This window comes from Vibrio sp. 1CM24A, from assembly GCF_023161725.1.
Taxonomy (GTDB): Bacteria; Pseudomonadota; Gammaproteobacteria; order Enterobacterales; family Vibrionaceae; genus Vibrio; species Vibrio coralliirubri.
Map to the genome: position 1 here is coordinate 341,761 of NZ_JALNTS010000003.1, position 12,693 is coordinate 354,453.

The following is a 12,693-nucleotide window of genomic DNA, read 5'->3' on the forward strand; positions in this document are numbered from 1 at the left end:
AGCGGCTATTTTTAATTATCTAAACGAAGCTTCTGTTACTTCGATCTTTCTACTTCTTTGTCTCTTCAACCACGGCTTTCATCAATACTGATGTATCCATGCGGCCTTGTCCTTCGGCAGACAGTACCTTGTAGGCGTTGTTGGTCTTTTCAGTCAGTGGAAGCTGGATGCCTTGGCGCTCAGCTTCATCTAGGCAGAAACCTAAGTCTTTGATCATCCAATCAATGGCGAAACCGAAATCGAACTTGTCTTGCGCCATTGTGGTCGCGCGGTTCTCCATCTGCCACGAGCCAGCAGCGCCGTTTTTAAGGCAATCAACCAGAGTTTGGATATCCAAACCTGACTTTTCAGCAAGTACCAAGCCTTCAGACAAGCCATTTAGTACTCCTGCAATGCAGATCTGGTTAACCATCTTCGCGCGTTGGCCTTGGCCGACTTTACCCATAAGAACTGATGACTTACCGTAAGCTTCGAACACAGGTTGAAGGTCGTTGAAAAGCGCTTGTTCGCCGCCACACATGATGGTTAGCACACCATTTTCTGCGCCCGCTTGGCCACCAGATACAGGTGCATCCATAAAGCGAATACCGGCTTGCTTCGCTGCCACTTCAAGCTCTTCAGACAGAACTGCAGACGTTGTAGTGTGATCGACAAGAATTGCGTTTGGCTTCATTGCTGCCAATGCGCCTGTGTCGCTGGTTGTCATGCTGCGTACGTCGTCATCGTTACCCACACAAACCAATACCACGTCAGCTTCCGCTACACACTCAGCCACAGATTCTGCCGCTTTACCTTGGTGTTTATCAGCCCAGTCTAGCGCTTTGCTGTGAGTACGGTTAAATACCGTTACCTCAAAACCGGCTTTGACTAGGTGGCCTGCCATTGGGAAACCCATAACGCCTAGCCCGATAAAACTTACTTTCATTTCTTTCTCCTTTTATTTGACCAAACCATCGCTATGAAAAGATCGAACACTCTCAATCAATGCATCAATAAGCAGGGTCAAAGCCTTTGGCTGATATTTTCTTTCTTTGTACACTAAATACGCTTGGCGATCACCCCGATGATACTCAGGGAGCACTTGAATCAGATTCATCTCAGGGGATACATGACGAAAAGGCAATGACGCGAGCCCCAAACCTTTTTGTGCTGCGGCCGCCACTGCATGAATATCGTTGACGATGAACTTAGGTTTAATCGTGATCATTTGCTCTAAGCGGTCGGATTTGTAGAGCGGCATATCAAACACATCATCGACGTTAATCCAGTCTTGTAGCTCTAGGTCGTCCGGTTTTTCTATTGTTGCACGCGAATCTAAGTATTCTGGGCTTGCATAAAACCCGTGTTTGGCTTTAAACAGCGGTCGAGCAATCATGCCTTCCATGTCCGAGATCTTAAACGTGATCAGTAAGTCACGATCGGTCTGTGGAATGAGCTGCTGCTGGCTCAGAGTAAGGTCGAGCTGAACGTTTGGATACTGAGTGAGGAATTGCTCTACCGTCGACCTTAGAAAGCCACTGTAGAAGTTATGAGGCACGGCGAGCTTTATCTTGCCTTGGATAGCGTCACGCTCTTCCAGCAAGCTATTAAAGCCGTGATGAATCGACTCCATGCCGCTGCTCAGTGCAGAAAAGGCCGCCTCACCGTCTTTGGTGGCCACCAGCTCACGACCTTTCTTTTCTAAAAGTCGGATATTGAGGCGATCTTCCAATGCGGTTAGTCGACGCGACATAGTCGACACAGGGAGTTGCAGCCGTTTCGAAGCCGATAGCAAAGAGCCCTCTTCAACCACTGCACAGAATAAAAACAGATCATCAATGTTTCCAAATATGGAATTCATACTTCTACATGTGCCTATTTTTCTCATTAATGGATAAATATAACCTTATCTCATCAACATCAGAAAATCACGGGAGAAACACAGTATGAGCAACAAACAATTTTGGGTAACCGCGATTTTATCTTCACTGACCATGGCGACCATCATGTCAGGGTTAATTTCTGGCTACAAAATGGGATTTAGCCCCGAATGGCCGCCAATCTGGATGCAAAGCTTTTTCATCGCTTGGCCGTGTGCCATCGTGCTCAACCTCACCGTGCTCCCTTTGATCAGAAAACTATCAGCATGGATTTGTCGCCCAAGAACGCTTTGCGCACCTGAGATCACGGAACGATGATCAAGGACTTATGACCAAGGCGCTATAACCTAGGTTCTGCCACCAAAGAGCTCGATCAAAAAACTCGGTTCATGGATAAACGCCTGAATTACGCCCATAAAAAAACCGAGCACTAGGCTCGGTTTTTTAATAACTGTTGTTACTGTAAAGATTACAGCTCAGCGTTGTGGTAAACCTGCTGAACGTCATCACAGTCGTCAAGCATGTCTAAGAACTTCTGGAATTTCTCAGAATCTTCTTCAGCTACTGGCGTAGTTGTTTGAGGTACGAAAGTGATTTCCTCAACGTCTAGCGTTAGCTCTGGGAACGCAGTGTTTAGTGCAGTCTTCGTTTTGAAGAACTCAGTCGTTGGAGCGAATACAGTGATAACACCGTCTTCTAGCTCAACGTCAGTCACGTCTACGTCTTCCATCATTAGCGTTTCTAGGATGATCTCGTCATCTTCGCCTTTGAACTGGAATACAGCTTGGTGAGCGAACATGTGAGAAACAGTACCTTCAACACCGATTTTCGCGCCAGTTTTAACGAAACATTGGCGAACGTCTTGGAAAGTACGGTTGCCGTTGTCAGTTAGACAGTCAACGATTACGCTTGTGCCACCTGGGCCAAAACCTTCGTAACGAGCTGGTTGGAAGTCTTCACCGCCGCCGCCGTTCGCTTTATCGATCGCTTTGTCGATAACGTGAGCTGGTACTTGGTCTTTCTTCGCTTTAGCAATCAGGTGCTTTAGAGGTAGGTTCATGTCTGGGTCAGAGCTGCCGTTCTTAGCCAGTACGTAAATCTCTTTACCGTATTTAGAATAAACTTTAATTTTTGCGCCTGCAGTTTTCGCCATTGAGGCCTTGCGCACTTCAAAACTTCTTCCCATCGGGATCTTCTCTCTGATTCAATTAACGGTGCAAATTCTAGCAAATTACTGTGTCATTTCAATTCTACAGCACTGCTGGGCAAGGTTTGTCTGCGTTTATGCGACACCCATTACCCGTTTGTATTTTTCTACAGACTGATCAAACCAAGCCTTTTCTTCTGGGTCACCTAGCTTCATTGCTTCTTCAACAATGGCTTCAGGGCCACATTTCGCTTGCTTCAGTTTCCATACAAGAAACGATGCTTGCTTATCCAGTTCGATTTTATTTTTCTCGCTGGGTGGAAGGAGTGAAAGGTTGATAGACATTATTAGCCTTCGTCTGTAATACACTTGGCCGAGAAATATATCATAGAGCAGCCTCATAAAACCAATACTATGAGTAACAGAAAGGGTTTATGAGACAAGAAACCAAGCAAGTCGCTGATGCAGGTCAAGCTAGTTTGAGAGAAGTTGCGCCCCATGATGAGAAAGTATCACGTATTCGACTCACCTAATGAGCTGAATAATCAGATAATCGCATCACAGAGATAAGAAAGGCAGCTCCTCTAAACTCAAAAAGTCTATTCACTCACGGCGAACACATCGCAGCGTGAGGCGCAGATGAAGTCATTTTTGTGTAGGCCTTTGATTGAGTGGCTCCACCAAGTGACGGTGACTTTGCCCCACTCCAATAAGATCGAAGGGTGGTGGAACTCTTCTTCTGCCAACTCTGACACTTTGTTGCTGAATGCCCACGCTTGTTTGTAGTTCTTAAACTTGAACACCTTCTCAAGCTGCGGGATGCCGTCTCTTTCGATGATCTGCCAATCAGACAACTCCAACAGTAAAGATTGTTGCTCATCTTTACTTAGAGCAATCGCGTCGATACTGCAGGCTTCGCATTTTTGTTCATTCAACATGTGTTGGTTCCTTGGGTTCAAAAAGTGGTGGTAGTAACCCCGCGTCGATGGCGAGATCAGCTTGCTGTAATAGGTTTTCCTGACTGATTTTGAAGAGCTCAGATAGCTCGGTGATCACGTAATATTTCGGCTGCATGATGTCGATGCGATAAGGGGTTCTCAAAACCGTTTGCAGATCGAACCGCTCACGAACGGCCAAATCCCCTCCCAACGCATACATGGTTTCCGCCGGAGACGAAAGAATGCCACCGCCATAGATTTTCAGCCTATCGCCTTCTTTTACTAAACCGAACTCAACCGTAAACCAATACAAACGGGCCAGATACGCGCGCTGTTTAGGTGTGGCTGCTTGGCCTAGTTTTCCGTAGTGCTCGGTGAATGTCGCAAAATCGGCATTGGTGAGCATGGCACAATGGCCGAAAATTTCATGAAAGAAATCAGGTTCTTGTAAGTAATCGAACTCATCTCGCGTTCTCAGAAATGTCGCCACTGGGAATTTCTTATTGGCGAGCAAATCAAAGAAACGGTCGAAATCGATCAACGCAGGCACAGGCTGTACCTGCCAACCTGTTGTTTCCATTAGCACTTTGTTTATCTCTGGAAGCTGGGGAACTCTGTCTAATGGCAAATCGAGCAGGGTCAAACCGTGCAAATAGGCATCGCATGCGCGGTCGTTAATGACGTCTAGTTGCCTTTTCACTAAGTCGTGCCAAATGGCGTCTTCTTCGAGGCTCCACTCAACCCATCCCTCTTGGCTCACGGGCTTAGAATGATATTGAGTCATTACACACCTCCTTTCGAATGTCTCCCTTTAAGCCTATCTCCACTCCTTATATCCGCCAATTTGCGCGATTTTTCGAAACAAGCGATCGTGTAACATTTTATTTACACAGTTCCGTCGCACCCTTATTTTGCTGATCTTTTGACTTTGTAAAACCTAAATACCAGACTGAAAACGTTAACTTTTTGTTAAAGGTAAAGGAATGCACGAAAACAATAAGCCAGTTTGGCAGCCCAGCGAACAGCGCATCGCACACGCCAACGTAACCCAATTCATTGATAGCCTTGATCAGCAGGGCGTACTCGGGCGGGAATTACAAAACTATGCGGATCTCCATCAATGTTCTGTGGAACATCCAGAGTCGTTTTGGCAGAACGTATGGCAGTTTTGTGGAATGGTCGGCTCGCAAGACTGTATTAACAGGGTAGAAAGCGAGCACATAAAAACTCAAGGTGAGAGTCGCTGGCAGCAGCCGAAATCGAATCGCGATGCGGTGTGGTTTCCGAATGCACAAGTGAATTACGCCGAAAACTTGCTGCATTCATCAAAAACGTTGCCAAACGAGCTTGCGATTTGGTTTGAGAATGAGCGTGGCGAACAGCAAAGCTACACATGGCAAACCTTGGTTGAGGAAGCATCTAGCGTTCAACAATGGCTTATTGATATTGGTGTTCAACAAGGAGATGTGGTTGCTGCTTATACGCCCTATCTTCCTCAAACCGTGATTGCGATGTTGGCAACCACTAGCTTGGGGGCGATTTGGACATCGACTTCGCCTGATTTTGGTGTCGAGAGCGTGATTGAGCGCTTTGGCCAAGTGAAACCTAAGGTGCTTTTCACCTGTGACGGTTACACCTTCAATGGCAAGACGTTCGATATGACGGATAAAAACCGTGAAATCATCGAGCACTTAAACGAATTAAAACAGGTGTGTGAGATCGGTTATTTGAAACCGAACAATGATTTAGATAAGAGCGATTTAGAAAGGAACGATTTAAAGAAGAACAAAATTGAACATGATGTGTCGATCCAAAGCTGGCAAAGCATCATTAATCACTATCAGCCAAAACCTCTTCAATTTACTCGTGTCGGCTTCAATGAACCGTTGTTCGTGCTCTATTCCTCCGGTACTACCGGAAAGCCAAAGTGTATTGTCCATTCTGTTGGTGGCACTACCATCAATCACCTAAAAGAGCATCAGCTTCATTGCGATATTAAACCAAGAGATCGCGTGTTCTACTACACCACTTGTGGTTGGATGATGTGGAACTGGCATGTATCTGCACTCGCCAGTGGGGCTTGTTTGGTGATCTTTGATGGCAGCCCAGTGTATCCGCAACCTAACGTTCTGTGGGATTTAGCGCAGCGAGCTGATATATCGACATTTGGCACTTCAGCCAAGTATCTAGAAGCGATTGAGAAGGCAGAGCTCTCGCCTATCGACAGTCACAACCTTCCTAAATTAAGAACACTGTGCTCGACAGGTTCTGTACTCTACCCAGAGCAGTTCGATTACGTCTACAAACACATCAAGCAAGACCTGCATTTAGCGTCCATTTCTGGCGGCACGGATATTTGTGGCTGCTTTGTTTTAGGCAACCCTATCTCGCCAGTGTATCGCGGTGAATGCCAACAGGCCGGGCTCGGCGTCGACATCAAAGTGTTCAATTCGTCTGGTCACAAAGTCAATCACGAACGTGGCGAACTGGTGTGTACAAACTCCCTACCCAACTTCCCTGTTGGCTTCTGGAATGACACCGGAGAGCGCTACCACAGTACTTATTGGGACAAGTTCGATAATGTGTGGCATCACGGTGATGAAGTCGCACAAAGCGTGCATGACGGCTATCTGTTCTACGGTCGAGGCGACACCACACTCAACCCCGGTGGCGTGCGAATTGGTACTGCCGAAATCTACCAACAAGTGAACACCATTGACGGCATCATCGACTCGATAGCAGTCGGTAAAGACATCGACCGCAACGAGCAGATATGGCTGTTTGTTCAGTTACAACAAGGTGTGGCTCTAGATGATAAGTTACTGACAGCCATCAAGAGTAAACTTAAATCCTCTTGTTCACCGAGGCATGTACCAAGCCAGATATTTGCGATCAGCGACGTGCCAAAAACACGCTCTGGCAAACTGGTGGAGCTGGCAGTGAAACAGGTGATCAATGGCAAGAGTGTAGAAAACCTTGGTGCCATTGCTAACGCCGAGGTTTTAGAAGAGATAAAGCGCGCCGTTTCGCTTTAGCGATTAGGCCTAGAACGTAGCAAGCTATCTCCACTTTTCACTTGGCTGTCAGATAACATCTGGAGTAAAGGCAGCCGATTGAAAACCGAATCGAAGCCACTATTAAAGCTCATGAACCCTCTCATCAGTTTGGCCCCGTACCTTTTCTAAAGATCTAAATGCGATCTGAACGTCATATTTAGAACAAAATTTGAAAATTAATCATTTTATAGCCAGAGATAATATTCACTAAAGACGAATCATTTATACGAAAAAAGAGTCCACCACTGGATTGTATCCAAGCTTATGGATATTTAATCGAATTGCAATAACTCCCATTTCCACAGCTCCATTTCTAGTGAAATAATAATTTGATAGCTATCACATTTAGGACGGTTATTTTCCCATACTATCTCGAAATGTTAATTACTTAATAGTAATTAAAAACCTAGTCATTGTTATTAATAAGCTTGAATTTAATTAGAAACAAGCGGTTAATCCCTACGTAAAATAAAATCATTATTAAATGATCGGAGACATTATCATGCGCATAGTATTAGCTTTAGGCGGTAACGCTCTTTTAGCAAGAGGCCAAGCATTAACGGCTGAGAACCAACGTGAAAATATAATCAAATCAGCGGCGAGTATTGCTGCAATCGCACGCGAGCATGAGATTGTTATCGTTCATGGTAATGGCCCACAAGTAGGCTTGTTGATGGAACAAAACGCGGCTTATAGCGAATATTCGCCAGAGACGACCCCATACCCAATGGATGTACTCGGCTCTCAAACCTGTGGCATGGTGGGCTACATGTTACAACAAGAGCTAAGAAACATTGACCCTGAATTAGACGTAGCGACGCTAGTCACGCAAACTGAAGTATGCAAAAAAGACCCTGCGTTTGCTAACCCGACTAAATTTGTTGGCCCTGTATATACAGAGCAACGAGCCAAAGAGTTAATGGCTCAAAGCACAATGCAATTTAAAGCTGATGGCGAGTACTACCGTCGCGTTGTGCCTTCTCCTATGCCAAAAAGCATTGTTGAAATTCAGCAAATTGAAACTCTTCTAGATACAGAAAACCTTGTTATCGCTTGTGGCGGCGGCGGTGTTCCCGTGAGTATTGAACAGGGTAAGAGTACTGGCGTAGAGTGCGTGATTGACAAAGATCTTACGGCTGAATTACTGGCTGAAAAAATCCATGCTGACCTATTTATTATCTTAACCGATGGTTCAATTTTCCGTAACTATGGTAAAGAAGACCAAGCAGAAATGAAGCAAGCAACGCCTGCTGGTTTAGCAGAGTTTTCATTCCCTGCTGGTTCTATGGGGCCAAAAATTGATGCCGTTTGTAAATTCGTTGAAGCTGGCTTGGGTAATGCGGCGATTGGTTCATTATTTGATTTAGATAAAATAATTACCAATGAAGCTGGCACTCTGATAACGAAAGGCGAAGGTATTGTTTATTACTAATATTATCGAGTGATAAACAATACTAATATAAATTATATTACAAGCCTCTTATTTAATTATAATGAGGCTTATTTTATTAGGAGCGTTTAATGCTAGATGAGATAAATATTCATAATTTTGGAAATTAAACCCGAAAAGAATGAATACATAATGTCTTTAAATATACCAAAGCGTAATTATAACGAGACTTCATCCAAATAACATTTCCAGTTCATAAAAAACAATTTAATACGTTCACATCGGTGCATTCGCATCCGCTTGGTTCTCTGGCATCGCATCAATAAAATCGGGTAACTGGTTACACGCTTCGACAATCGAATTAATTAGCGGATAAGGTGACATATCAACGCCAAAGCGCAGCGCGTTATACACCTGCGGCACCAAGCAGATATCGACAATGCATGGTGAATCCGTGAGGCTATACATCGAGTCGCCATGTGCTTTTCGGTGTTTGGCCAGCTTCTCTTCTAACGCTGAAAACCCTTGGCTCATCCAGTAACGAAGCCAATCCATTTTCGCCTCTTGCTCGCACGACAATTCTCGCTCCAAATACTGCAACACGCGTAGGTTATTGAGAGGATGGATTTCCATGGCAATATCCTGAGCCATTGCCAACGCTTGATAACGCAGCGGCACTTGCTCTGGAATCAGCGAGGTGTCTGGGCTGCTCTCACACATGTAGTGTTCATCGAGATATTGAAGAATAACCAACGACTGATTGAGTTGAACTTCACCATCCACCAGCACAGGCACTAGTTCACTGGCATTGAGATCGCGATATTGTGGGTCATGTTGCTCGCCGCCATTACGCACCAAATGCACCGATTTAGACTCATAATTGAGCTGTTTTAGGTTCAATCCAATACGCACACGATAGGCTGCAGACGAGCGCCAGTAACCGTAAAGTATAATGTTCTTGTTCACGATGCTCTCGCTCATACAGAAATCCTATTATGTGGATTATAGCGCTCGATACTGGCTCACTTTTTGGTCTATCGCGCCAAAAATAGAATGACCTGCAGCATCAAACATCTCAAGCTTGATCGAGTCGCCAAACGACATGAATTGAGTCGAAGGCTTACCATCACGGATGGTCTCAATCATACGAACTTCAGCTATGCATGAATAACCCACGCCGCCCTCGGCAATTGAGGTGCCGTGGTCAGTGCCTTGCTTATTCGATACCGTGCCTGAACCTATGATCGCGCCTGCCGATAATGGTCGAGTTTTCGCTGCATGCACAACTAGTTCGGCAAAATTGAAAGTCATATCGACGCCCGCATTCGGACAACCAAAAGGTTGGTCGTTGTAGGTCGATATCAACGGTAAATGCACCTTGCTGCCTTTCCATTGTTCACCTAGCTCATCAGGTGTAACGGCAACCGGAGAGAACGCCGAAGACGGTTTAGACTGGAAGAAACCAAAACCCTTAGCGAGTTCAGCCGGAATCAAACCACGCAGCGACACATCATTCACCAACATCAGCAAGCGAATCGAATCGTGCGCTTGTTTAGCACTGGCACCCATAGGCACATCACCGGTCACAATCGCGACCTCACCTTCGAAATCGATGCCCCACTCGTCGCTGGCAAATTCGATGTTGTCACGAGGACCGATAAACGCGTCTGAGCCGCCTTGATACATGAGTGGATCGACCCAGAAGCTTTCTGGCATTTCAGCACCACGCGCTTTACGCACCAGTTCAACGTGGTTTACATACGCGCTGCCATCAGCCCATTGATATGCGCGTGGTAGAGGTGATTCACAGTACTGAGGTGCAAACACTTCACTGCCAGTCACATGCCCGTTGTTTAACGAGGTGTATAACTCTTCTAACTGAGAAGCCACGCTGTCCCAGTTATCCAATGCTACCTGCATGGTTGGCGCCAGATGCATCGCATGGAAGATTTCGGTGGCAGCCACACACTGTTTGAGATCTTTACTCACGACCATCAATAGACCATCGCGAGTGCCATTTTTCTTGGTTGCTAATTTCATCCTTGTCCCTTATTTCTCTTGCCAACTGTAGACATATTCTTTGTTTTCAACGCTATCGAGTTCATCAGAGAACTGCAGCGCATGGCGAGTATCGATCATCACCGCCACTTCATCGGTAAACTTCTTCTTGTGTGCCTGACCCGCCTTGAAGGCTTTAGGGTGAGGTCCATGAGTGAAGCCTGCTGGATGGAAGGTCACCATGCCCGCTTCAATATTGTCTCGACTGAAAAAGTCACCAGCGTGATAGAACAGCACTTCGTCGTAGTCATCATTGTTGTGGTAGAACGGCACTTTCAATGCACCTGGGTCGCTCTCAATCGGGCGTGGTACAAAGGTGCACACTACAAAGCCTGCGCCAACAAACGTCGTATGCGCAGAAGGTGGCAAGTGGTAGCGATGTGACATCAGCGGTCTGATATCTCGCCAATTCACTTTCACCACCGCTAAGTCGCCATGCCAACCAATCGCATCCAATGGATTGAACGGATAGGTGATCACGCTGACTTTGTCGTGGCGCTTCACCTGAACCTGAGTCTGGTTTTCTGAATACTGAGCGCGGAATTGATCATTGATTGAAGGGATGTCTAGCACAGCAGGATCAAACACCGCGTGATTGCCTACCATGCCTTTCTCTGGCAAGGAGTAAGCCGCGTCTGTGTTCTCTATCATCAAGATGAACATCGGCTCACTTGGCTCTATGCGCCAATTGGTCGAGCGCGGGATCATCACGTAATCCCCTTCACTCACCGCTAGATGACCATAGTCACAATAGAGATCAGCACTGCCTTGGTGAATGAACAGCAGCTCATCACCGTCAGAGTTACGCACCAAGAAATCCATCTTATCATCCATGCGCCATACACGGATTTTACAGTCCGCGTTATGCAAAAGATGGGGCACAGCCCAAGGGGTTATCTGGCTAGCTTTCTCCACCAGCGTAAAATCAAAAGCGCGAGGACGCAGATCGCCCTCCCACTCCGACCAACCAGTTGGGGCATGTTGATGATGAAAGTGAGCCGCAGGGCCGAAGAAACCACTCCGGCCCGCCTCTCGCTCATAAATTGCCTCTTCGGGAAAATCGGCGTGCGCTTGTTTAGAACACACACCCTCCCGATGAGGAAACGAGATCCATTTATGCATCGTCTAATACTCCTCGACGAATCTGGTCCTCTTCAATCGATTCAAACAGCGCCTTGAAGTTGCCTTCACCAAAGCCTTCGTTGCCTTTACGCTGAATGATTTCAAAGAACACAGGACCAATTACCGTCTGTGTGAAAATTTGCAGCAAGATGCCGTCTTTGGTCGGCGCGCCATCAATCAGAACGCGTAGGTCGCGCAGCAGATCGGTGTCTTCACCGTGGCCCTTCACACGCTCGTCGACTTTCTCGTAATAGGTATCTGGAGTTGGCATAAAGTCCATGCCGCGATCACGCAGGGTTTTCACCGTTTTGTAGATGTCATCCGTTGCGAGCGCGATGTGTTGGATACCTTCACCGTTGTATTCGCGAATGAACTCTTCGATTTGTGATTTGTCGTCTGAAGACTCATTGATAGGGATGCGGATCTTGCCACATGGTGAGGTCATAGCGCGGCTCACAAGGCCAGTCAGTTTACCTTCAATATCGAAGTAGCGAATCTCGCGGAAGTTACCGATGCGCTCATAAAACCCAGACCATACATCCATATTGCCTTGTTTCACGTTGTGCGTGAGGTGGTCGATTTCATACAAGCCCACATTGGCTTCAGCCATGCGCTGTTCCGCATCGTCATAGAATCGGAAATCGACGTCATAGATGCTCTGCTTGCCATAACGATCCACAAAATAGAGCAGGCTTTCACCGATGCCGTAAATGGCAGGAATGCTAAGTTCCATCGGCCCTATTTCTGTCTTGTACTCTTCACCGCCACCCTTGAATGCTTGCTCCATTGCCGCCGTTGCTTCATTGACACGAAACGCCATGCCACATACCGATGGCCCATGCACTTTAGCGAACGCTTCCGCTTGGCTGTGAGGCTGTTCATTGACGATAAAGTTGATGTCACCTTGTCGATACAGCCAAGCTTCTTTTGAACGGTGCTTGGCGATCTCAGCAAAACCAAGTGACACAAACAGCGCTTTAAGTTGCTCAATTCCCTTGTGGTCAACGGCCGTGTATTCAACAAACTCGAATCCATCCGTGCCAAGCGGGTTGTATGTATCCACCATGAACTTTCTCCTTGTACCTATTGGTTTTGTATTACGTTTTTTGTGAAATGGTTGTGT

General features: G+C 46.3%; 13 protein-coding genes. 3 read left to right on the top strand and 10 right to left on the bottom strand.

Annotation, left to right across the window (positions count from 1 at the left end):
* Window positions 1-49: 49 nt before the first annotated feature.
* On the bottom strand, window positions 50-925 hold the full coding sequence (locus MSG38_RS09075) for an NAD(P)-dependent oxidoreductase (RefSeq protein WP_248401660.1): 876 nt from the start codon (window positions 923-925) through the stop codon (window positions 50-52).
* Between the two features lie 12 nt (window positions 926-937).
* Entirely contained in the window at window positions 938-1,840 is a 903-nt protein-coding gene (locus MSG38_RS09080) for a LysR family transcriptional regulator (RefSeq protein WP_048610205.1), read from the bottom strand.
* A gap of 85 nt (window positions 1,841-1,925) precedes the next feature.
* Here MSG38_RS09080 and MSG38_RS09085 point away from each other — a divergent pair, with 85 nt between their 5' ends.
* A complete protein-coding gene (locus tag MSG38_RS09085) occupies window positions 1,926-2,177 on the top strand; it encodes a DUF2798 domain-containing protein (RefSeq protein WP_248401661.1) in 252 nt (83 codons plus the stop codon).
* A gap of 151 nt (window positions 2,178-2,328) precedes the next feature.
* On the opposite strand, the gene MSG38_RS09090 is transcribed toward MSG38_RS09085, so the two are convergent.
* The 4 genes from MSG38_RS09090 to phhA form a co-directional block, all read right to left on the bottom strand.
* Window positions 2,329-3,045: a YebC/PmpR family DNA-binding transcriptional regulator gene (locus tag MSG38_RS09090; RefSeq protein WP_017057670.1), complete on the bottom strand. Its 717-nt coding sequence runs from the start codon at window positions 3,043-3,045 to the stop codon at window positions 2,329-2,331.
* A 96-nt stretch (window positions 3,046-3,141) separates the two neighbouring features.
* Window positions 3,142-3,351, bottom strand: a complete 210-nt coding sequence (locus MSG38_RS09095) for a DUF3283 family protein (RefSeq protein ID WP_004732615.1) — start codon at window positions 3,349-3,351, stop codon at window positions 3,142-3,144.
* Window positions 3,352-3,605: 254 nt separating this feature from the next.
* A complete protein-coding gene (locus MSG38_RS09100) occupies window positions 3,606-3,944 on the bottom strand; it encodes a 4a-hydroxytetrahydrobiopterin dehydratase (protein WP_004732613.1) in 339 nt (112 codons plus the stop codon).
* Window positions 3,934-4,728, bottom strand: a complete 795-nt coding sequence (gene phhA / locus MSG38_RS09105; RefSeq protein ID WP_248401662.1) for a phenylalanine 4-monooxygenase — start codon at window positions 4,726-4,728, stop codon at window positions 3,934-3,936. Before phhA ends, MSG38_RS09100 begins: the two co-directional genes overlap by 11 nt.
* Window positions 4,729-4,927: 199 nt before the next feature.
* On the opposite strand from phhA, the gene MSG38_RS09110 reads away from it, so the two are divergent.
* Both MSG38_RS09110 and MSG38_RS09115 read left to right on the top strand, forming a co-directional pair.
* Window positions 4,928-6,979, top strand: a complete 2,052-nt coding sequence (locus MSG38_RS09110) for an acetoacetate--CoA ligase (RefSeq protein ID WP_248401663.1) — start codon at window positions 4,928-4,930, stop codon at window positions 6,977-6,979.
* A gap of 523 nt (window positions 6,980-7,502) precedes the next feature.
* The gene (locus tag MSG38_RS09115; RefSeq protein ID WP_012601290.1) at window positions 7,503-8,432 is read left to right on the top strand and encodes a carbamate kinase; all 930 of its coding nucleotides are present in this window, start codon (window positions 7,503-7,505) and stop codon (window positions 8,430-8,432) included.
* Window positions 8,433-8,666: 234 nt separating this feature from the next.
* Here MSG38_RS09115 and maiA read toward each other — a convergent pair whose 3' ends face one another.
* From maiA to hppD, 4 genes are read right to left on the bottom strand one after another with little or no spacing between them, the layout of a single operon-like run.
* Entirely contained in the window at window positions 8,667-9,371 is a 705-nt protein-coding gene (gene maiA / locus MSG38_RS09120) for a maleylacetoacetate isomerase (protein ID WP_102457778.1), read from the bottom strand.
* Between the two features lie 21 nt (window positions 9,372-9,392).
* Window positions 9,393-10,430: a fumarylacetoacetate hydrolase family protein gene (locus MSG38_RS09125; protein ID WP_248401664.1), complete on the bottom strand. Its 1,038-nt coding sequence runs from the start codon at window positions 10,428-10,430 to the stop codon at window positions 9,393-9,395.
* A gap of 9 nt (window positions 10,431-10,439) precedes the next feature.
* Window positions 10,440-11,570, bottom strand: a complete 1,131-nt coding sequence (locus tag MSG38_RS09130; protein WP_248401665.1) for a homogentisate 1,2-dioxygenase — start codon at window positions 11,568-11,570, stop codon at window positions 10,440-10,442.
* Complete coding sequence (gene hppD, locus MSG38_RS09135; protein ID WP_017067769.1) at window positions 11,563-12,636, bottom strand: 4-hydroxyphenylpyruvate dioxygenase; 1,074 nt, start codon at window positions 12,634-12,636, stop codon at window positions 11,563-11,565. Before hppD ends, MSG38_RS09130 begins: the two co-directional genes overlap by 8 nt.
* Between the last annotated feature and the right edge of the window lie 57 nt (window positions 12,637-12,693).